Origin of the sequence: Nocardia cyriacigeorgica (genome assembly GCF_010858045.1) — a bacterium.
Taxonomy (GTDB): Bacteria; Actinomycetota; Actinomycetes; order Mycobacteriales; family Mycobacteriaceae; genus Nocardia; species Nocardia cyriacigeorgica_E.
The window spans coordinates 1-19,994 of sequence record NZ_JAAGVC010000024.1 but is presented as its reverse complement, the minus strand read 5'-3'; the positions used below and the strand labels follow the sequence as shown (position 1 = coordinate 19,994).

Genomic DNA, 19,994 nt, shown 5'->3' with positions numbered 1-19,994 from the left:
GCAGCGGCGGGGTCTTGTGTGATGTCGTCCGAGAACATCGGAGTATCAGCTGTTCCCGGCGTTGAGTAGCGGTTTTGCTGAACTGTATGAAATAGATCGTGCCTCGGGTTCGCCTGATCAATGTGTGTGGAAACAATTCTCGAAGAGCACACGCTGTGAGCTGTCCAATTGCTCATCGCTACCCGCGTTTCCGCGAATCGCACCGGATACGGTGATCATCCCGGTGAAATCGTCAGGGTGCGAACGCGTCCGCGCCGCCGCGTCGGAGCGAGGAATCGGACGCATCTCGGCGCCGAGATATCAACGGCGCGTGAGCAATGCCGTGCGCAGCACCGGGCCCGGACAGGAGGGCGAAGCCGGATGTACCTCGCAGGCATAGTGGTGACCTGGTTGACCTTCGCCGCACTCGGAACCACCTCGCTCTGGGTGGTGTGGGCGGCCCCCGGTCCCACCCGCGTGAAGATGCAGCGCTCCCTCGGCCCGGTCTGCCTGCTGAGCGTGGTGGTGATGCTGGTGTGGATGCAACTGGCGGCCGGCTGGTGAAAAGGTCACGCCCGCATCAGGATGCCAGTCCGCGCACCTGTTCCAGGAGGCCGACGATCTGCTGAATGGTGTCGAGATTCTGCAGCGGCTCGGGGATGCGCCGGCGCAATCGCTCCCATCGGGTGGTGGCGGCCGGGATATCCGGTTCCGGGTCGGCGAGGTCTTGGAGAACATCGTCGACATCGGCGGCCGAATCCGGGGCCGCGGCCAGCTGGGCGCTCAGCCGGGTAAGTTCCTCGCGAAGTTCGGCGAGAGCGGTGGCGAGCTGATCGGTCTCCGCGCCTGCCGACAGATCGACCGGGCCGTTGATCTGCCCGTTGTTGCCCGAGCCGCCGATGTTTCCGGCGGCCACCCGGCCGCCGGTGATGTTGACCGAGGAATCTGACATGAGGGCCTCCTACTTCGTCGCAGCGCCGGCGCCGGCTCCCACCGAGCCGGAATTGCCCATGCCGCCGATATTCCCGGCGATGACGTTCGAGTTGTTGATGACGGTCGAGTTGTTGATCTGCTGGACCATGTCGGCGAATCCCTTGGCGGCAATGCCTTTTTCCCTCAGGAACCGATGCACGGAATCCAGCGTGTGCTGCTCGAGGATCTTGAGGTAGCGGTCGCAGTCGGTTTCCTGGAACAGGTTGGCGAGTTCGTCGCCCGCGCCGAGTTCCCGGATGCTCGCGGCGGCGCCGAAGACCTGCTCCGCCTGATCCGGCGTGTTCCACGCGCCGCCGGCGCGGCGGCGCGCCGACACGCCACGGATCACATCGGCGATCCGGCCGGGCACGGAGGTGGGCAACAACGCCAGATCGCCCGCGGCGGCCCACAGTGTGCGTAGTTCGAGCATGCTCGGCGGGGAATCGACGCGGCGGAATTCGGGCGCGATCGGGGCAAGGACGAATCCATGCCATTCGAGCACGAGCATCCGCTCCTCGCAGCCGACGTGCAGAAAGCCCGATACCGCGAGTTGACGCGCCCAGCCATCCAGCCGGAAGCAGCGGTAATAGCGCAACCACTCCGGTGATTCGTTGCTCAGTGCCGCCCAATCCTCGGCGTTCAACTCCGGTTCCGCGCCGGCATCGAGCCGGCCGAGCAGCGCGCGCCCGGACGGATTGTGCAACAGGTCCGCCGGCGAGAGCAGGGCCCAGCTGGTGACGCCGAGTTCGGCGAAGCGCCGGCCCGGGGTGAGGGTCGGCGATCTGCGCAGTGTTTTCAGATCTGCGGTGACGAACTCCTGGAGCTCACGGGGCTCGAAGCTCGGGACCGGGTCGGTGGCGCGCGTGGGATCGGCCGACTCGGCGGTCTCCGAGCTCGCATACAGTTCCAGCGCCGACGACCAGGACCGGACCCGGACGCCCGCGCCGACGAACGGTTTGTGGCCGCGATACACCACGACCTCGCCCGAGCTGTCCTGCGCGCGCCGCAGCTGATCCTGGGAGATGCGGTGCAGCCGGTCGGCGTACGGCGCGCTCGCGGTGATGGCGGCCTCTCGCGGTGGACTGTCCGGTTGATATCGCCCGTAGCCGTACCAGGTGGTGGCGACCTGCCACGGCAGATAGTGCCGGGCGATCAGCAGGCACAGCATCGCGGTCACCAGGGCGAGGGTGATCAGCATGAACACGGTGGACAGGGCGGAATCAGGGGTGGTGAGGATCGGCTCGCCGATCGATTCCATGGCCAGCGAGGGCAGCGCGGTCGACAACGCGCTGAGCGCAGACCAGGCGAGCGCGGTGACCCACCATCGCCGGTGCCGCTCGGCGAGGAACCAGTTGGACCCGCCCCTGCCCTGCGCCAACCGGGCCACGATCGCCGCGCACAGCCGCCACGTGAGCCCGGCGATCAGCCAGACGAGCACCAGAATCGGCGAGAACACGGTGGTCAGGATGAGCGTGGCCACCAGCACGAGGTTGATGGTGCGCCGCCGCCACTGGGCTGCCGCCGCCTCGCGAAGCACGGTGACGGCGTCCACTCCCGGCGAGGGCGGAACGGCCCGTTTCGGCTCCGCCAGATATTCCTCGACCAGTGCATCGGCCAGCGCGTCGTCGAGGTGAACCGCGGCCGCCAGGAAGCGCGTCGGCTCGTCGGTGGGTGTGCTCATCGCGGCCTCGGCGACCGATCCCGATGCGTGGCCGGTGTGCTCATCCATCGCCCCCTGACGAACGTGAATCGCTTGTGCCCCAGAGGTTATCAGCGGTCACCGGCGACAGCTCGGGATTCACGGCGCACATCTTCTCGGCTATCGGAGTGTCGTGGCCGGGAGTGTCGGCCGAGGGCGCGGACCGGAACGGATCTGCGCGCACCCCTTGCCCCGAACTAGAACGCGTTCTAACTTTGAGGGTGCATCTGTCGACGACGCGGGCCCGGAAGGCGCATGAATGAACACTGATCCGCAGATCACCGAGGTCGATCTCCTCCATCGGGAGCCGTTGGCGGTCGATATGCTCATCCGCTCGCTCGAGCTGTATGCCGACCGGACCGCGGTGCATATCGGCGACGAGCAGCTGACCTACCGGCAGGTGCGCGACCAGATCAGCAAGTTCGCCCAGGCATACACCTCGCTCGGCCTCGGGGTCGGTAGCCCGGTGGCGATCCTGTCGGCCAATCGGCCGGAGGTGCTGTTCACCCAGGGCGCCAATGCCGTCACCGGGGTCCGGTTCGCCGCACTGCACCCGATGGGTTCGCTCGACGATCACGCCTACGTGCTGGAGGACGCGGGCATCGAAACCCTCGTCTACGATCCGGACAAATACGAACAGCGCGCCGCCCAGCTCGCCGAGCGGGTCCCCGGGCTGAAGAATCTGCTGGCCTTCGGCCCCACCGAAGCGGGCACCGATCTGCTGGCCGCCGCCGACGCCTTCGCACCTGCCCCGCTGGTGGCCCCGGACGTCGCCCCCGGTGACACCGTCAGCCTCGCCTACACCGGCGGCACCACCGGCAAATCCAAGGGCGTGATGCTCAGCTTCCGCGGTGGCGCGACGCTGCTGCGCATCCAGATGACCGAATGGCAGTGGCCGCAGGAGGTGCGCTTCCTGGTCTGCACGCCGCTCAGCCACGCCGGTGGCGCGTTCTGGAACCCGACCAGCCTGCAAGGCGGTTCCATCGTGGTGCTGCCCGGTTTCGATCCGGCGACCGTGCTCGCCACCATCGAGAAGTACCGCATCACCTCGACGATGCTGGTCCCGACCATGCTCTACGCCCTGCTCGATTACCCCGATCTCGACAAATACGACCTGTCGAGCCTGGAGACGGTCTTCTACGGCGCCTCGGCCATCTCACCGACCCGGCTGGCCGAGGCGATCGAGAAGTTCGGCCCGATCTTCTTCCAGTTCTACGGCCAGGCCGAATGCCCGATGACGATCTCGGTGCTGCGCAAGGAAGATCACGATCCGGCCGTGCCCGAGCGGCTGGCCAGCTGTGGCCGCCCGGTGCCGTGGCTGCACGTCGCGTTGCTCGACGACGAGGGCAACGAGGTGCCGACGGGTGAGCCGGGTGAGATCTGTGTGCGCGGCCCGCTGGTGATGAAGGGCTATCTGAACAAGCCCGAGCAGACCGCCGAGGCCACCGAACACGACTGGCTGCACACCGGCGACATCGCCCGACGCGACGCCGACGGTTTCCTCTACATCGTCGACCGCAAGAAGGACATGATCGTCACCGGCGGCTTCAACGTCTATCCGCGGGAAGTGGAGGATGTGCTGTCCGCGCATCCCGCCGTCAGTGCCGCCGCGGTGATCGGTGTGCCCGATGACAAATGGGGCGAGGCCGTGAAGGCCGTCGTGGTGCTGCGTGCGGGCCGCGAAGTGGCGGTGGAGGAGTTGCAGGCGCTGGTGAAGGAACGTAAGGGCGCCGTATACACGCCCAAGTCCATCGATTTCGCCGACAGCATCCCGCTCAGCCCGCTGGGCAAGCCGGACAAGAAGGCTCTGCGCGCGCAGTATTGGAGCGACGGTGCCCGCCAGGTGAACTGAGCTCTCGCGGGCGCCGGCGGGGCGACGTGTTCCGCCGGCGCGGCCTTGTGGAGATCAGCAGCAGGGGCCAAGTACTTTCCGCCCGCATCTGAGCGACAAACGACATTCGTTGTCGCTCAGATGCGGGCGGAATGCTCTCGAAGTAGGCACGAACGCACGCCCCCGCGAACGGATTCGATCGCGGCTGCGCGGCGAAACAGATGGCGGAATCAGCGATCCGGCGGACCGGCGAGAATCGCGGTCACCAGATCGATCAGCTCCTCGAGTACTTCCTCCGGCGTGAGCCGGGTTCCGCTCAGTGCCAGCATGTCGCGCAGTCCGTCGAGATCGCCGAGGGCCTGGAAGGTCAGGCTCATCGCCTGGGTCAGCCGGAACCGGATGGTGCGGGCCGGGACGTCGGGATAGATCGCGCCGAGCAGCGAGGTGAACCGGCGCGCCTGCGGGGCGAAACCCTCGGTGATCCGCGACAGCGCGGGATGCCTGCTGCCGATGATGCCCGCGACGATGGTGACCCACGCGGTACCGCCCGCGGCGATCTGCTCGGCCACCGGACGGACGAACGCCTCGGCCAAGGAGCGGGCCGTGGCGTCGCCGGAAGCCTCGATGTGGTCCAGCAATTCGGACCGCCGTTGCGACACCTGCCCGCCTCGCTGTTCGAGCAGGGCCTCGACCAGCGCGTCCTTGGAACCGAAGTGGTAGTGCACCGAGGCGACGTTCGCGCCGGCCGCCGACATCACCGCCCGCAGCGACACCGCGTCGATCCCGCGCTCGGCGAACAGCCGTTCGGCGGCGCGGATCAGGCGCTTGTCGGTGGGCAGGGCGGTGTCATCCGGCCCCGCCTGCGCGGGTTCCGTCGAAAGTCCTCGGCTCACGTGCGCACCCTAATCGAGCGGGCCGGGTGCACCGTAGAGCGTCACGACCACCGCGCCACCGAGCCCGAGGTTGTGTGCGAGCGCGCGGCGGGCGCCCTCGACCTGACGCGGCCCGGCCTCGCCGCGCAGCTGCCAGGTCAGCTCGGCGCACTGGGCCAGGCCGGTCGCGCCGAGCGGATGCCCCTTGGAGATCAGCCCGCCGGACGGGTTGACCACCCAGCGTCCGCCGTAGGTGGTCGCGCCGGAGTCGATCAGCGCGCCCGATTCGCCGGGCGCGCACATGCCGAGTGCCTCGTAGGTGATGAGTTCGTTGATCGAGAAGCAGTCGTGCAGCTCGATCACATCGACCTCGTCGATGGTGCTTCCGGTGGCGGTGAAGACCTCGGCGGCGGCCTTGTGCGTCATCGGAGCGCCGACGACATCGATCATGGATTCGGTGCCGAAGGAGGAGGTGTCGTCGGTGGCCAGCGCCTGCCCGAGGATCTCCACCGCGCGGTCGGCGAGACCGTGAGCCCGGACGAACGCCTCGCTGACGACGACCGCGGCCGCCGAACCATCGGACATGGGCGAGCACTGCGAGCGGGTGAGCGGATCGTGCACCGGCTTGTCACCGAGCACCTGGTCCAGGGTGTAGGCGTCCTGGAACTGCGCGTACGGGTTGCGGGTCGAATGTTCGTGGTTCTTCACCGCGACGCCGGCGAGTTGCTCACGGCTGGTGCCGTAGCGGCGCATGTGCTCGGCGGCCGCGGCGCCGAAGAACTGAGCGGTCAGCGGCGCCGTACCGAAACCGTTGGTGGACTTCAGAACCGCGATATGCCGGTCGATGGTGCTGACCGCGGGTGTGCCCGAACCGGCCATGGCCTCCTTGGTCATCTGCTCGAAGCCGACGGCCAGCGCCACGTCCACCAGCCCGGCCTGCACCCATTCGCGGGCCAGCATCAGCGCGGTGGAACCGGTGGCGCAGTTGTTGTTCACGTTCACCATCGGAATGCCGGTGAGGCCCACGTCGTAGAGGGCGCGCTGACCCGCCGTCGACGGCTGGAAGACGTAGCCGACGGCCGCCCGCTGCACCTGGCCGTACTCGATGCCCGCGTCGGCCAGCGCCGCGCCCACCGCCTCGGCGACCATATCCGGGTACTGCCAGTCCCGGCTGGCAATCTTCTCGAATTTCGTCATCCCGACGCCGATGACGAAGGCTCGCTGGTTCACGGTGTTTCTCCTCGAAAGCGCTGTGCGCGTTGATGTGTGCTGGTGATCAGTGCTCGGGCCGGTCGCTGCCGACGACCCACAGGGCATGGAATTGCGAGGCGCCGCCCATCGCGTGGCCGATGGCGAGTTTCGCGTCGGGCACCTGATGGGCGCCCGCGGTGCCGCGCACTTGGAGCGCGGCCTCGGCGAACCGCAGCAGGCCGGTAGCGCCGGTGGGGTTGCCGGACAGCACCCCGCCCGACGGGTTGATCGGCAGTTCTCCGCCGAAGGCCGTGCGACCGGAATCGACCATCTTCCAGCCCGCCCCGACCTCGGCCAGCCCGATGTTCTCCAGCCACATCGGCTCGTACCAGCTGTAGGGGATGTAGAGCTCGGCGGTGTCGATCTCCCGGGCCGGATCGGTGATGCCTGCCTGCCGATAGGCCTCGGCGGCGCATTGCCTGCCCGCTTCCGGATTCACCTCGTCGCGCCCGGCGAAATGGCCGGTCTCGGTGCGCCAGGCCATGCCGTGGATCCAGGCGGGCGGCTGCGGGTTGTGCTCGGCGTCGGCTTCGCCCGCGAGCACCACCGCGCACGAGCCGTCCGAGGACGGGCACGACTCGAGGTACCGGATCGGATCCCACAGCATCCGCGAATCCCGCACCTCCTCGACGGTGATATCCGGACGCTGGATGTGCGCGTACGGATTGCGCGTCGCGTTGAGCCGATGATTGACCGCGACCTGCCAGCCGATGTGCTCGGGTGCGCCGGACCGGCGGATGTATTCACGGATGACCGGCGCGAAATGACCGCCCGCCCCGGCGCCGAGATTGGCGCTGAAGGGCAGGCCGCGCGAGAGCGCCCAGGTGAAATCGCCTTCGGATTCCTTGGAATAGGCGACCACGAGCACCCGGCGCGCCAGCCCTGCCTGCACCAGGTGGGCCCCGTAGATCGCCGCGTGCCCGCCGACGCTGCCGCCGGTGAACACCCGGGTGACCGGCAATCCGCGTGCGCCCATCGCATCGGCCAGATACAGCTCTGGATTCATCACTCCGTCGAACAGGTCCGGGGTCTTCGACAGCACGATGGCGTCGATGTCGCGGTGTTCGAGTCCGGCGTCGGCGAGCGCGGCGTCGACCGATTCGCGGACCAGCCCGCCGATGGTGACCTCGCGTTTCTTGGCCTGCTTGCTCTGGCCGATGCCGATGACCGCGGTTCTCATCGATCTCCCTCCATCAGGCAGATCAGGTTCTGCTGGAGTGCGGGGCCGTTGGTGGCGTGGGCGAGGGTGCGGTCGGCGCGCCCGTCGAGGATGTGCGCGGCGGCCTCGCCGATCCGGATCAGGCCGGTGGCGGTCGCGGGCCGCCCGGCCAGCGGTCCGCCTCCGGGATTGATGCGAGCGCCGTCGAGGCCGAGCGTGCGCGCCAGCAGCGGTTCCTGATAGCTGTATTCGCAATGTAATTCGGCGATGTCTACCTCGGCCGGGCCGAAGCCCGCGAGCTCGGTGGCCCGTGCGGCGGCGGCATCGACGGTGTCGGCGCGGGTGAGATCGCGGGTGCCCGGATAGTGGCTGTCCATCCGGTGATCGGCGCCGCGCACCCACGCGGGCCGGGCGGCGAGCCTGCGCGCGGCATCGCCCGCGGCGAGCACCACGACCGCCGCCGCGTCCCCGGCCGGCCCCACGTCGTGGGCGCGCAGCGGCGATGCGATGTAGGGCGCTTCCAGTAGCTGATCTACCGGATACTCGCCGGATATCTGTGCGGCGGGGTTACCGGCGGCCGCCGCGAGGCTGCGCGAAACAACTTCGGCCAGTTCACGTTCGCTCACCGCGCCGGACTCGATGAGCGCCGACGCCTGCAACGCTGCGATGGCATCGCGATGCGGGCGCAAGGGTGCGAGGAAATACGGATCCAGCTGCGCGGCCATCACCTGATCCAGATCCTGCGGCAAGGACCCACGGCCGATGCCGTACACCACCGCGATATCGCCCTCACCGAGCTGCAACCAGCTCCATGCCTCGTACAAGGCCCAGGCCGCGTCCATCTCGACATGCGATTCCGAGATCGGCGGCCACGCCCCCACCGCATCGAGGGATTCGATATAGGCGAAGGTCCGGCCCTCGAAGAAGTCGTGGCTGCCAGAGGCGAAGAAATCCACGTCGTCGCGGGTGATGCCTGCGGTGTCGAGGGCGCGGCGGATCACCGGCAGCAGGATCTCGGCCATATCGTGGCGCCGGTCGGCGGCCGCGCACGGCGACTGGGCGAAGGCGACGATACCCACCTCACGCATCGGAACCCCCTGCCTCGGTGCGGATTTCGCCGGCAGTGAGGGGCCGGTAGTAACGGATGGCGTTCATCGATGTCTCGAGCGCGTCGTCGGCGCACCAGACCGGTTCGACGGCCATGCCGATGCGCACCCGGCCGGGCTCGATCTCCTGGATCAGATGCATCAGCCGGGTGTCGGCGCCGCGCACCTGGATGTGGGCCACCACGTAGGGCGGGGTGAAGACCTGGCCGGGGAACGGAAAATTCACCACGCAGAAGGTCGAGATGATGCCGTCGCCGGGCAGTTCGAACGGCTCGGACAGCTCGGTCAGACAGCGCGAGCAGAACTCGGGCGGCGGCAGGTACACCTGGGCGCAGCTCGGGCAGCGGCGGGCCAGCAGGTGCCGTTTCGACAGTCCGCGCAGGAACACCGATCGGCCCACCCCCGCGACGTAGGTGTAGTCCATCCGGAATGGATTGGTGAACTCGGTGACGGGTTCGGGCAGCCGGGTGCTCATGAGGCCACCGGCTCGAAGCAGACGATGTCGCGGATGCTGCCCACTCGCTCGTCGCGCCAGCGCGCGGTGACTCGCAGGCCCGGTGTCATGCGTGCGGGGTCGCCGCCGGTGTCGACGGCATGGAACAGCCCGCCCTCGGCGCCGTCGATGCTGATCAACGCCCAGGCGTAGTCGTGCGGAATGTCGTCGCCGGCGCGGTGCGGTACCCAGGTCCAGTGCCGCACCGTTCCGGTCTCGGCGAGTTCGACCAGCTCGCCGGTCGCCCGGGCGGTCTCCGGATCGAACTCGGCGGCCGGGCACAGCACGGTGCCGCGATCGGTGCGGGTACCGAAGAGCCTGCCCTCGCGCAGGCCACCGAGGAAGGCCCCGATCGTCGGGCCGACCGTGCGGTTGAACGGGAATTGCAGGCTGTAGGGCGCATTCAAGCTGTCGTGGGGTGTTTCGGCTGTCATGAGGCTCCTGCCGACTGGTACCGAGAGTGGCGGCCGGGCCCCGGCGGGGGAGCGGGCCGCGAGTCGATCGTGACCCAGTGCCGTACCGCGTGTCAATCAGTCGTTTGAAACAGGTGATTGAGGGGCATGTACAGCCGGTCGGCGATGTCGTAGTCTGGCGCCGAAGTAGAACTTGTTTCAGAAGCGTTCCTCGGGTGAGGAGATTCCCATGGCCATAGTCCACTCGCTGCCCGCAACGGCCGACGGCCACCGCAGGCTCGGCCTGAGTAACCCGGCGACCCGCGACGAGGTCGGTGAGATCGTGGTGAGCACCGCGGACGAGGTCGCCGAGGCGGTACGCCGGGCCCGTGCGGCGCAGCCGGGATGGGCCGCCCGCCCGGTCGAAGAACGCGCGGACATCATCCGTCGCGCGGTCGGGGTGCTGGTCGCGCGGCGCGACGAGATCGTGGCCACCGTGCAGGCGGAAACCGGTAAACCGCGGGTGGAGGCGCTCGCGGTGGAGATCGTGCCCTCCTGCGATTTCCTCAACTACTGGAGCGGGCGGGCGCGCAAGGACCTGGCCGACGAGAAGCGACGGCTGCACGGCTACCTCGCCCCGCTGAAGAAGCTCCGCATCAACTATCAGCCGCTGGGCGTTGTCGGCGTGATAACGCCGTGGAACGGTCCGTTCGTGCTCTCGCTCAACCCGGTCGCGCAGGCGCTGCTCGCGGGCAACTCGGTGGTGCTCAAACCCTCCGAGGTGACGCCGCATTCGGCCGAATGGGCGGTGCAGATCCTGCGTGAGGCCGGTGTTCCCGACGACGTCGTGCAGGTGCTGCACGGTGACGGCGAGACCGGGGCCGCGCTGGTGGACAGCGATATCGACAAGATCTCCTTCACCGGCAGCGTGCCCACCGGCAAGAAGATCGCCGCCGCCTGCGCGGCCCGGCTGATCCCGTGCACCATGGAGCTCGGCGGTAAGGACGCGATGATCGTGTGCGCCGACGCCGATCTGGAGCGCGCCGCGGCGGGTGCGGTGTATCTGTCGATGTTCAATACCGGGCAGGTCTGCGTCGGCGTCGAGCGGATCTACGTGGTGGACAGCGTCGCCGACGAGTTCATCGCCAAGGTCCAGGAGAAGGCCCGAGCCGTCACTTATGGTCCCGGCACCGGCAAGGATGTCGGTCCGCTGTTCTGGGATCGCCAGCTCGACATCGTCACCAGGCATGTCGACGACGCGGTGGCCAAGGGCGCCAAGGTGCTGGTCGGCGGCAAGAGCGACACCGCGGACGGGGTGTTCTTCCAGCCGACGCTGATCGTCGACGTGACCCACGACATGGACCTGATGCGCGAGGAGACCTTCGGCCCGGTCGTGGCGATCATGCGGGTCGCCGACGAGGACGAGGCGGTCCGCATGGCCAACGACTGCGCCTACGGACTCAGCGGCAGCGTGTTCAGTAAGAACCCGGACACCGTGGTCCGGCTCGCCAAACAGCTGCGCACCGGGTCGGTGGTGCACAACGACGCCTCGGTGATCTACGGGGTGCCCGAGGCGCCGTTCGGCGGACGCAAGGACAGTGGACTGGGCCACGTCAACGGCCGGGACGCCCTGCGTGGCTTCACCCACGCCCAGCCGGTGCTACTGGATCGGTGGGGATTGAAGAAGGAGAACATCTGGTACCCCTACACCGACAAGACCGTGCGGACGCTGGAGCGGATGATCGACCTGGCATTCGGTAGCTCCATCGCCCGCAAGCTCATGTCCTGACGGGGCGGCGGGTTCAGAACGATTTGTGCGGCACGCCGACCGTCAACCCGCCGTCCACCACGAACTCCGCGCCGGTCGAATACGAGGACTCGTCGCTGGCGAGGTAGGTGACCAGCGCCGAGACCTCCTCGGGGTCGGCGCCGCGGCCGAGCGGGATCTGCAGGAAGTCTTCCGGGATGCCCTCGGTCATCGGGGTGCGGATGAGGCCGGGGTGGATGGAGTTCACCCGGATGCCGTGAGGCGCCAGCTCCAGCGCGACCGACTTGGTGAGCCCGCGCACGCCGAACTTGCTGGCGGTGTAACCGTGCAGACCCGGGCTGCCGCGCAGGCCCTCCACGGAGGAGACGTTGATCATCGAGCCGCCACCGGCCGCGATCATGGCCGGAGTGGCGGCCTGCATGCCGAGGAAGGTGCCGGTCAGGTTGATATCGATGATCCGCCGCCATTCGGCGTATTCGAAGTCGGCGATGAGATTGCCGTTGACGATGCCGGCATTGTTGACCAGCACGTTCAGCGAGCCGAACCGGTCGACCGCGGCCGCGACGGCGGCGCGCCAATCCTCGGGTTCGCGCACATCGAGGTGGACGTAGGCGATATCGGGACCCAGTTCCTCGGCCAGTGCTTTGCCCTCCTCGTCGAGGACGTCACCGATCACCACCTTGGCGTCCTCGGCCAGCATCGCGCGCGCGTGCGCGGCGCCCATCCCGCGCGATCCGCCGCTGATCAATGCCACCTTGCCGGTCAACCGTGCCATTGCCGATCTCCTCTTCGGTAATCCCTGACTGCTGGTGAAACACGTTACAGAAATGCCGCGCGGTTTCGCTGCGGAAGTTTGCCATCGGGTGTGGACCGTGGGAATTGGTGGAACATTCGCGGTGGCGTGGGGTCGGCGGCCCGGTCGCGGTGTGGCATCATCGAGTAGAACGAGTTCTAGAAACTGTGCGCGGATGAGCCCATGGAGGTTCGCGATGGGAACAGGCCGATCGGTGCGGACCGGTCCGTTCGTGGTGCCCGAGATCGATGAGATCCCGGGCGGGCGCCTGCTCGAGCTGCCCGGCCGCGGACGCACCTACGTCGTCGACCTTCCCGGCCCGCCGGACGCGCCGACGTTGATCCTGCTGCACGGCACGGCGTGCACCGCGATGCTCAATTGGTTTCCGGCGCTGGAGACGCTCTCGCGGCGCTACCGGATCGTGCTCTTCGATCAACGCTGGCACGGGCGCGGCATCCGCTCGCAGCGCTTCCGGCTCGATGATTGCGCCGATGACGTGGTCGCGGTGGCCGACGCGCTGGGGCTGGAACGCTTTGTCTGCGTGGGCTATTCGCTGGGCGGCGTGGTCTCGCTGCTGACCGCGCACCGTCATCCGGAGCGGGTGGCCGGGCTCGTATTGTGCGCGACTCCGTATCGCTTCCAGGACAAATGGCGCGAGCGGGCCTTTCATCGCAGCTTCGCGGCCATGGCGGGTGCGCTGGGCGATTACCCGTATCGGCGGGCCGAGCGGCTGGCCGAAGCGCTACCGGAGCTGCCGGTGGCATTGATTCCCGGACAGCTGCGCCGATGGGCGATGGGGGAGTTCCGCAGTACCAGCGGGTGGGCGTTGACTCCGATATTGGCCGAGATCGGCCGGTTCGACGCGACCGAATGGCTGTCGAGCCTGCGGATGCCGACGGCGGTGGTCATCACGACCAAGGACAGGGCGATTCCGGTGTACCGGCAGATCGACATGGCGGCCGCGATACCGGGGGCGAGCATCCATCCGGTTCCTGCGGGGCATACGGCCTGCGCGTTCGCCGCGGACCGGTTCGTTCCGGTGCTCGACGAGGCCTGCGCGGCGGTGGCGGCACGTTTGTGAAGGACGACCCTGTTCGACGCCGGTGGCGAACAGGGCGGTCGGTCGGAGCGTGATCAGCCCCGAGCTCGCGCCGCGGCCAGCAGATCGGCGATCACCGCGGGTACCGCATCGGCGAGCTCGCCGACATCGGGGACCAATTCACGGCAGGCGATGAACCCGAAGTCCAGATCGCCGCAATTGGACAGCACGGTGACGGTGAGCCCCGCGCCGTGGAAGACCGGCCCGAACGGATACATGCCGTCCACCCGCACGCCGAGGAAATACAGCGGCATCGGCGGCCCGGGAACATTGGACACCACCAGGTTGTGCACCACCGGATGCGCCTGCGCCAGTTTCAGCGACGAATAGACCCGCGAGGCGAGCTGAAAGGTGTTGGGCGGTGCGTACTTCGACCAGTCCTGCAAGAAGTCGGCGCCGATCAGATCGTGCTCCTTCTTCGCTTCCTCGTTCGTGGCGGCGAGCATCTTCAGCCGCTGCTCCGGATCGGCGATATCGGTGCCGAGCCGGCAGAACAGCGTCGAGACCTTGTTGATGCCCTCGGTGTGCCGGGTGGAATCGTGCACCGAGACCGGCACCGAGGCGATCAGCGAGCGATCGGGCAGCTCGCCATGGCTGTCGAGGTAGGTGCGCAGTACTCCGCCGACGATCGTGAGCACCACATCGTTGACCTTGACGCCGAAGGCCGCCTTGATCTCCTTGATCGCGCCAAGATCGGCCTTGGTGAACGCGACGGCGCGGTGCGAGGTGATGGCCTTGTTGAACGGGGTGCGCGGTGCGGAGAACGGTAACGCCATGCCCGCCTGGTTCTTTCGTCGCCGCTGCGCGAATCCGGCGACCATCCCGAGGGTCTTGGGCACCATCCCGAGCGCACCTACCTTGCCGGGGAACCGCACCAGCGCGCGGGCGGCCAGTTCGAGATCGCTCGGCTCCGGTTCGGGCTGCCATGGCTGTGGATCGGGACGCGACGCGCCCGGCTCCAGATCGCACAGGTGCATCATCATGTTGGTGCCCGTGATGCCGTCGACGGCGGCGTGATGGTATTTGCAGATCACCGCGATCTTGCCGTCCTCGAGGCCCTCCACCACCGACATCTCCCACAGCGGCCGGTCCCGGTCCATCGGGCGGCTGGCGATATCGCCGATGAGCTCGGCGAGCTCGGCGCGCCCGGCGGGCCTTGGCAGCCCGACCCGGCGGATGTGATAGTCCAGGTCGAAATTCGGGTCGTCGACCCAAACCGGATGGTCGAGATTGAACGGCACCTCGTGCACCTTCCGCCGCATATGCGGAATGAGTGGCAGCCGGCGGCCGAGTTCGGTCTTCAGTTCGTCGAAGGAGTAGGTGCCTTCGACGGGGTCGAGTATCAGCAGGGCGCAGACGTGCAGATGCTGGGTTCCGGTCTCCAGATAGAGGAAACTGGCGTCCAGGCCGGTGAGTTGTTCCATAGCAAAAGCCTACTAGAACGTGTTCTAGAAATTCGCCCGTTCGGCGCGAAGTCGATCACAGTAGCGGCCGGTATTGCCAGATCGTGACCGAGGTGTCTCGGTCCGGAATCTGTATGTAACCCATGGTTGCATCTATGTGGATGCTATTGCTACGGTCGTGAAGGAAGATCGACGATGATCGCCGCCGACGGTGCTGTGACACGCTGAGGAGTATCGATGAAGCTACTTCGCCGGGGCCGGCCGCGCCCGGATACCGATCCGGGGCCGGTGGCGCTGCATGCCCGCAATGTGCGGTTCGACTGGTCCGGCACACCGTTGCACTGGATGGCAGCCGAGCCGATCGCCTCGCATCTGATCAACTCCCTGAACCTGCTGCTTCCCGAAGGCGAGCGCATGTTCTGCGCCACCTACACCGAGGCGCTGCCGTTGGTGCGGGACGAGAAGCTGCGTGAAGCCATGCTCGGCTTCATCGGCCAGGAAGCAATGCACGCCCAGACCCACGACAAGGTGCTGCACGAGGTGCTGGCCGCGCACGGGATCGATCCGGAGCCTTTTCTGCGCCAGGCCGAGTATCTGTTCCGCATCTCGCTCGGACCGCGTGACGACACCGGCAATGCGCGCCATCAGCAGCTCGTGGAACGGCTGACCATCATCGCCTGCCTGGAACACTTCTTCGCCTACCTCGGCGACTGGGTGCTCAATGCCGAGCTGGAGAAGTTCGGCGCCGATCCTCGCGTGGCCGACCTGTTCCGGTGGCACGGCGCCGAAGAGGTCGAGCATCGGCACGTCGCGCACGATGTCGCGGTGTATTTCGGTGCGGGGTACCTGCGGCGGGCGGCGATCATGACGCTGGTTTTCCCCGCCTTCATCGGGCTCGTCGCGCGCGGCACCAAGTTCCTCGTCCGCCAGGATCCGGCACTGCCCGACTACGGGTACCCGCGCTTGGTGCCGGCGATCTTCGCCGCGATGTGGCGGGGAGCGTTGCCCGGCGTGCCATCGCTGCTGCGAAGTGCGATGTCGACCTTCAAGCCTGGCTACCACCCGGAATCCGTCGGTTCCACCGCGCAGGCCATCGCGTATCTGGCCGCGTCCCCGGCGGCCCGGGCAGCCGCGTCGTGATCGCCACCCCGCCCGCCGACCTGTACGGCAAACGGTCGACTGATCGCACGATGCGGGTGCTCGACGCGGTCGTCGAGGCTCGATTGCGCTGGGCCGCATGGGTGAATCGCAGGCCGCGCGCGCCGCGTGCCGATGACGGCCGGATCCGGGTGGTGGTCGCCGAACGCCGGATCGAGGCCAGCGACACCGATGTGATCAGTCTGGTGCTGCGCGCACCCGACGGCCGCGAACTCCCGGCCTGGCGTCCGGGTGCGCATCTGGACCTGGAACTGCCGTCGGGCAGGCTGCGGCAATACTCACTGTGCGGCGATCCGGCCGACGCGCGCGCCTATCGGGTCGCCGTGCGGCGCATCCCCGACGGTGGTGGCGGCTCCCTCGAAGTGCACCGCGACCTCGTCGTCGGCACGCCGATCACGGTGCGCGGGCCACGTAACGCCTTCCCGTTCGCGGTGCCCGGCTACGGATCGCCCGCCACGCGACTGCATTTCGTCGCCGGCGGAATCGGCATCACCCCGATCCTGCCGATGATGCGGCTGGCCGACCGGCTCGGCGTCGACTGGTCCATGGTCTACACCGGCCGAAGCCGCGACACCATCCCGTTCCTGGACGAGGTGCAGCGCTTCGGCAGCCGGGTCACCGTGCGCACCGACGACGAGCACGGGCTGCCCGACGCGGCCGCCTTGCTGCCCGCCGTCACCAGCGGCACCGCCGTCTACTGCTGCGGGCCGGTGCCGATGACCGGGATGGTCGCCGACGCGATCCGGCACCTGCCCGGCGTGGAACTGCATTCCGAGCGGTTCTCGCCGCCGCCGATCGTCGACGGCGTGCCCTTCGAGATCGAGCTGGCCGCCACGGGTGAGGTGCTCGAGGTGCCCGCCGACCGGACGGCTCTCGACGTCATCCTGGAAACCCGGCCGGACCGGCCGTATTCGTGCCGTCAGGGCTTCTGCCGCACCTGCACGGTGCGGGTGCTGGCCGGGCAGCCCGATCACCGCGACACCGTGCTCACCGAGGCCGACCGCGCCGCGGGGGACATGCTCATCTGCGTATCCCGTTCGGCGGGTGGACGTTTGACGCTGGACCTGTAGAGGAGACCACCTGTGACCACCCGATCATCCGAACCGGAGCACCTTCGGCGCACCGTGCACAACGGCGAGTTCGCGCTCGCGGTGCACGAGTACGGCGACCCAGCCGCCGAGACCGTGGTACTGGTGCACGGCTGGCCCGACACCCATCACCTGTGGGACAAGGTGGTGCCGCTGCTGGCGCGCCGGTTCCACGTCGTCAGCTACGACACCCGCGGCCACGGTGAGTCCACCCGCACCCGGCGCACCGCCGACTTCCGGCTCGACGAGCTGGCCTCGGACTTCTTCGCCGTCGCCGACGCGGTCAGCCCTGATCGGCCGGTGCATGTACTGGCCCACGACTGGGGATCGGTGCACATCTGGGAAGCGGTCTGCGAACCGGGCGCATCCCGGCGCATCGCCTCGTTCACCTCGGTTTCCGGGCCCAATCTGGACCATCTCGGCAAATGGGTGCGCGCGCGGCTGTCGCGGCCGACGCCGCGCAATGTGTGGCAGCCGCTCACCCAGCTGGCCTCCTCGGCCTACACCTTCTTCTTCATGACCCCGGTGCTGCCGCGCGTCGTGTTCGGTCAGGTGGCCACCGAGGGACGCTGGCGGCAGCTGGTGGGATTGATGAACGCGACCTCGGCGTCGAATGTGTCGCTCGGCAGCACCTTCCGGCAGGACATCGTCGACGGGCTGCTGATCTACCGGGCGAATATCCTGCCGCGGCTGCTGGCTCCCCGGGAACGACACACCGATGTGCCGGTGCAGTTGATCGTCGCCGGACGCGATGTCGCGGTCCGGCCCGCGGGCTACGACGACGAACGGACCTGGGCGACGCGGCTGTGGCGCCGGGATGTGCCCGCCGGGCATTGGATGCCGTTCTCCCACCCGGAGCTACTGGCGAGCGCGACGACCGAACTCATCGACACGCTCGCGGGACGGCCCACGCCGCGTGGCTTGCGTCGCGCCGAGATCGGCCGCAGCCGAGGCGAATTCGGCGATCAGCTGGTGGTGATCACCGGCGGCGGCAGTGGGATCGGACGCGAGACGGCATTGGCATTCGCGCGCCGGGGCGCCGAGATCGTGCTGTCGGATATCAACCTGGCCGCGGCCAAGGAGACGGCCGAACTGGTGGCCGCCGCCGGTGGGCTCGCCCATGCCTACCAGCTCGATGTTTCCGACGAAACCGCGGTGAACGATCATGCTCGGGCCGTGCTGGAAACCCACGGTGTGCCCGACATTCTGGTCAACAACGCGGGAGTGGGTCAGGCGGGCGATTTCTTCGATACCCCGTCGGCGGAGTTCGACCGGGTGATGCGGATCAATCTCGGCGGAGTAGTCAACGGATGCCGGGCATTCGGGCCCGCGATGGCAGAACGCGGTACGGGGCATATCGTGAACCTGTCCAGCATGGCCGCGTACTCACCACAGCAGGGGTTCAGCGCATACGCCACCAGCAAATCGGCGGTCTTCATGTTCTCCGATTGCCTGCGTGCCGAACTCGCCGGGCGCGGAATCGGGGTGCACACCATCTGCCCCGGCATCGTGCACACCAATATCGTTGCCACCACTACATTTTCGGGCGTCGACGCTGATGAGGAAAAGCGCAAGCAGCAGCACTACGACAACCTCTACCGGATGCGTCGTTACGGCCCGGACAAGGTCGCCGAACAGATCGTGACGGCGGTCTCGCGCGGACGCAGCATCGTCCCGGTGACGCCGGAAGCTCGGGTGAACTATCACCTGAGCCGGTTGGCGCCCGCCATCGGCAGGTTCGTGGCGGCGCGGGTGAAGCTCACCTGAGTTCTGCGCGCCGCAGTTCGGCTTCGATGGCCGCCACGCGCGCGGCGTCGATACCCCACGGGGCGTCGACGCCGACGCGGGTGTCGAGGTCCCACAACACGCACGGCTCACCGGGGGCGCCCACCATCGCCCAGGCGACGACGGTGCGCCCGAGCTGGGCGCTCATCGAGCCGTGCGAGCCGGCGCGGGCAGCGACCCCTTCTGGATAGTGGTGCAGGAACCTACCGTAGGCCTGCTCGCAGAAGCGGGCGTAGAGCTCGGTGCACAGGATCAACCCGTGCCATGCCTCGTCCACCGCGCGGGACGGCATCCCGATCACCTGCCCGTCCCGCATGGCCGCTCCGCAACACCGAAGCCACTGCCGCAGACCGGTTTCCACCAGCTCGCGCGGCTGCCACGGGCAGGTCTTGTAGATCGCGTCCGGCAGCTCGAGGTCCCGGACCGCCCGATCGACCCGAGCGAGCTCGACTTCCCGGCGGCTTCGTCTGCTGAATCCGAACACAGTTCACTGTAGGACCGGAAGCCCTACGCTGCGATGTATGGGGCTCATCATGTTCTCGCTGGTGCTGATCGTGCTGGTGACCGCGGCGGTCGGTGGGATCGTGGCGTTCGTGGTCGCCGTGCAGCGCGCGGGCCGGCCCCGGCACCGAGGTCGGCCGCCGGGACCCTACTGGGCGGCAGGCGGTTCGGGGTATCCGGATGGGGGTGGCCATCACAGTGGAAGCGGTGCGAGCTGTGGCGGGGGATCGAGTTGTGGCGGAGGCGGTTCCAGCTGCGGTGGTGGCGGCTGAGCGAATCCCTGACCGAGAACCGCCGCCGCCACCCTCGGCGGGCCCGTTGCGGCGAATGCGGTTCCGCCCCTGCGTGATCGGGTAACCAGAGCTGATGACGGAATTTCTCATCGCGCTGGCGCTGCTGCTGGTCGCGGTCGCGGCGGCAGTGGCGATCGTCTTCCTCGTGAAGCAGCGACGTTCGGCAGAAACAGCCAGGTCCGAGCGTACCCGGGGTTCGCAGCGGACTCGCGCCGATCGCCGGACGGGTAGGCGTCGCACCAGCGGCGGATCTGCGGCCGCCGCGGGCGGTGGATGGTGGATCGCCGGATCCGGTGACTCGGGCGGTGGCGACTCCGGCGGAACCGGTGGGGGAGGAGGCGGCGGTGGCGGC

General features: G+C 68.1%; 19 protein-coding genes. 8 read left to right on the top strand and 11 right to left on the bottom strand.

From position 1 onward, the window contains the following. Positions 1 to 360 precede the first annotated feature (360 nt). Positions 361 to 543, top strand: coding sequence for a hypothetical protein (locus GV790_RS19390; protein ID WP_163814749.1), 183 nt, complete (start codon positions 361 to 363; stop codon positions 541 to 543). A gap of 16 nt (positions 544 to 559) precedes the next feature. Here GV790_RS19390 and GV790_RS19385 read toward each other — a convergent pair whose 3' ends face one another. Together GV790_RS19385 and GV790_RS19380 are read right to left on the bottom strand one after the other, a co-directional pair. Continuing rightward, on the bottom strand, positions 560 to 931 hold the full coding sequence (locus GV790_RS19385) for a hypothetical protein (RefSeq protein ID WP_163814748.1): 372 nt from the start codon (positions 929 to 931) through the stop codon (positions 560 to 562). Positions 932 to 940: 9 nt separating this feature from the next. Then, positions 941 to 2,680: a MerC domain-containing protein gene (locus GV790_RS19380; RefSeq protein WP_163814747.1), complete on the bottom strand. Its 1,740-nt coding sequence runs from the start codon at positions 2,678 to 2,680 to the stop codon at positions 941 to 943. A gap of 229 nt (positions 2,681 to 2,909) precedes the next feature. Between GV790_RS19380 and GV790_RS19375 the strand changes: the two genes are divergently transcribed. Continuing rightward, a complete protein-coding gene (locus tag GV790_RS19375; RefSeq protein WP_163814746.1) occupies positions 2,910 to 4,502 on the top strand; it encodes an AMP-binding protein in 1,593 nt (530 codons plus the stop codon). Positions 4,503 to 4,711: 209 nt separating this feature from the next. On the opposite strand, the gene GV790_RS19370 is transcribed toward GV790_RS19375, so the two are convergent. The 6 genes from GV790_RS19370 to GV790_RS19345 are packed head-to-tail and all read right to left on the bottom strand — an operon-like array spanning position 4,712 to position 9,796. Further along, complete coding sequence (locus GV790_RS19370; protein ID WP_163814745.1) at positions 4,712 to 5,374, bottom strand: TetR/AcrR family transcriptional regulator; 663 nt, start codon at positions 5,372 to 5,374, stop codon at positions 4,712 to 4,714. Positions 5,375 to 5,383: 9 nt separating this feature from the next. Beyond that, a complete protein-coding gene (locus GV790_RS19365) occupies positions 5,384 to 6,583 on the bottom strand; it encodes a thiolase C-terminal domain-containing protein (protein ID WP_163814744.1) in 1,200 nt (399 codons plus the stop codon). Between the two features lie 46 nt (positions 6,584 to 6,629). Continuing rightward, positions 6,630 to 7,784, bottom strand: coding sequence for a thiolase domain-containing protein (locus GV790_RS19360; RefSeq protein WP_163814743.1), 1,155 nt, complete (start codon positions 7,782 to 7,784; stop codon positions 6,630 to 6,632). Continuing rightward, positions 7,781 to 8,851 carry a lipid-transfer protein gene (locus GV790_RS19355; protein ID WP_163814742.1) on the bottom strand — a complete coding sequence of 357 codons (1,071 nt, stop codon included), beginning with the start codon at positions 8,849 to 8,851 and terminating at the stop codon, positions 7,781 to 7,783. Before GV790_RS19355 ends, GV790_RS19360 begins: the two co-directional genes overlap by 4 nt. Next, positions 8,844 to 9,344, bottom strand: a complete 501-nt coding sequence (locus GV790_RS19350) for a Zn-ribbon domain-containing OB-fold protein (RefSeq protein ID WP_163814741.1) — start codon at positions 9,342 to 9,344, stop codon at positions 8,844 to 8,846. Before GV790_RS19350 ends, GV790_RS19355 begins: the two co-directional genes overlap by 8 nt. Then, positions 9,341 to 9,796, bottom strand: a complete 456-nt coding sequence (locus GV790_RS19345; protein ID WP_163814740.1) for a Zn-ribbon domain-containing OB-fold protein — start codon at positions 9,794 to 9,796, stop codon at positions 9,341 to 9,343. The genes GV790_RS19350 and GV790_RS19345 overlap by 4 nt, the downstream gene beginning before the upstream one ends. 208 nt (positions 9,797 to 10,004) lie before the next feature. Here GV790_RS19345 and GV790_RS19340 point away from each other — a divergent pair, with 208 nt between their 5' ends. Further along, on the top strand, positions 10,005 to 11,543 hold the full coding sequence (locus tag GV790_RS19340; protein ID WP_163814739.1) for an aldehyde dehydrogenase family protein: 1,539 nt from the start codon (positions 10,005 to 10,007) through the stop codon (positions 11,541 to 11,543). 13 nt (positions 11,544 to 11,556) lie between these two features. On the opposite strand, the gene GV790_RS19335 is transcribed toward GV790_RS19340, so the two are convergent. Then, the gene (locus GV790_RS19335; RefSeq protein WP_163814738.1) at positions 11,557 to 12,297 is read right to left on the bottom strand and encodes a glucose 1-dehydrogenase; all 741 of its coding nucleotides are present in this window, start codon (positions 12,295 to 12,297) and stop codon (positions 11,557 to 11,559) included. 214 nt (positions 12,298 to 12,511) lie between these two features. Between GV790_RS19335 and GV790_RS19330 the strand changes: the two genes are divergently transcribed. Then, entirely contained in the window at positions 12,512 to 13,396 is an 885-nt protein-coding gene (locus tag GV790_RS19330) for an alpha/beta fold hydrolase (protein ID WP_163814737.1), read from the top strand. A 53-nt stretch (positions 13,397 to 13,449) separates the two neighbouring features. On the opposite strand, the gene GV790_RS19325 is transcribed toward GV790_RS19330, so the two are convergent. Further along, positions 13,450 to 14,838, bottom strand: a complete 1,389-nt coding sequence (locus GV790_RS19325; RefSeq protein WP_163814736.1) for a WS/DGAT/MGAT family O-acyltransferase — start codon at positions 14,836 to 14,838, stop codon at positions 13,450 to 13,452. A gap of 216 nt (positions 14,839 to 15,054) precedes the next feature. Between GV790_RS19325 and GV790_RS19320 the strand changes: the two genes are divergently transcribed. Genes GV790_RS19320 through GV790_RS19310 form a run of 3 tightly spaced genes read left to right on the top strand, consistent with a single transcriptional unit; the run spans position 15,055 to position 18,830 of the window. Next, the gene (locus tag GV790_RS19320) at positions 15,055 to 15,957 is read left to right on the top strand and encodes a metal-dependent hydrolase (RefSeq protein WP_163814735.1); all 903 of its coding nucleotides are present in this window, start codon (positions 15,055 to 15,057) and stop codon (positions 15,955 to 15,957) included. A gap of 50 nt (positions 15,958 to 16,007) precedes the next feature. Further along, entirely contained in the window at positions 16,008 to 17,045 is a 1,038-nt protein-coding gene (locus GV790_RS19315) for a PDR/VanB family oxidoreductase (protein ID WP_163814781.1), read from the top strand. A 12-nt stretch (positions 17,046 to 17,057) separates the two neighbouring features. Beyond that, positions 17,058 to 18,830, top strand: coding sequence for an SDR family oxidoreductase (locus tag GV790_RS19310; RefSeq protein WP_163814734.1), 1,773 nt, complete (start codon positions 17,058 to 17,060; stop codon positions 18,828 to 18,830). On the opposite strand, the gene GV790_RS19305 is transcribed toward GV790_RS19310, so the two are convergent. After that, complete coding sequence (locus GV790_RS19305; RefSeq protein ID WP_163814733.1) at positions 18,823 to 19,332, bottom strand: hypothetical protein; 510 nt, start codon at positions 19,330 to 19,332, stop codon at positions 18,823 to 18,825. The two genes, GV790_RS19310 and GV790_RS19305, sit on opposite strands and share 8 nt — an antisense overlap. Before the next feature lie 383 nt (positions 19,333 to 19,715). Between GV790_RS19305 and GV790_RS30770 the strand changes: the two genes are divergently transcribed. Then, positions 19,716 to 19,994 (top strand): hypothetical protein (locus GV790_RS30770; protein ID WP_218586439.1); only part of this gene is annotated, 279 nt, incomplete at its 3' end.

Coding starts and splice junctions, on each gene's coding strand:
- GV790_RS19390 (WP_163814749.1), top strand. CDS start 361: ATGTACCTCGCAGGCATAGTGGTGACCTGGTTGACCTTCGCCGCACTC.
- GV790_RS19385 (WP_163814748.1), bottom strand. CDS start 931: ATGTCAGATTCCTCGGTCAACATCACCGGCGGCCGGGTGGCCGCCGGA.
- GV790_RS19380 (WP_163814747.1), bottom strand. CDS start 2,680: ATGGATGAGCACACCGGCCACGCATCGGGATCGGTCGCCGAGGCCGCG.
- GV790_RS19375 (WP_163814746.1), top strand. CDS start 2,910: ATGAACACTGATCCGCAGATCACCGAGGTCGATCTCCTCCATCGGGAG.
- GV790_RS19360 (WP_163814743.1), bottom strand. CDS start 7,784: ATGAGAACCGCGGTCATCGGCATCGGCCAGAGCAAGCAGGCCAAGAAA.
- GV790_RS19355 (WP_163814742.1), bottom strand. CDS start 8,851: ATGCGTGAGGTGGGTATCGTCGCCTTCGCCCAGTCGCCGTGCGCGGCC.
- GV790_RS19350 (WP_163814741.1), bottom strand. CDS start 9,344: ATGAGCACCCGGCTGCCCGAACCCGTCACCGAGTTCACCAATCCATTC.
- GV790_RS19345 (WP_163814740.1), bottom strand. CDS start 9,796: ATGACAGCCGAAACACCCCACGACAGCTTGAATGCGCCCTACAGCCTG.
- GV790_RS19340 (WP_163814739.1), top strand. CDS start 10,005: ATGGCCATAGTCCACTCGCTGCCCGCAACGGCCGACGGCCACCGCAGG.
- GV790_RS19335 (WP_163814738.1), bottom strand. CDS start 12,297: ATGGCACGGTTGACCGGCAAGGTGGCATTGATCAGCGGCGGATCGCGC.
- GV790_RS19330 (WP_163814737.1), top strand. CDS start 12,512: ATGGGAACAGGCCGATCGGTGCGGACCGGTCCGTTCGTGGTGCCCGAG.
- GV790_RS19325 (WP_163814736.1), bottom strand. CDS start 14,838: ATGGAACAACTCACCGGCCTGGACGCCAGTTTCCTCTATCTGGAGACC.
- GV790_RS19320 (WP_163814735.1), top strand. CDS start 15,055: ATGAAGCTACTTCGCCGGGGCCGGCCGCGCCCGGATACCGATCCGGGG.
- GV790_RS19315 (WP_163814781.1), top strand. CDS start 16,008: ATGCGGGTGCTCGACGCGGTCGTCGAGGCTCGATTGCGCTGGGCCGCA.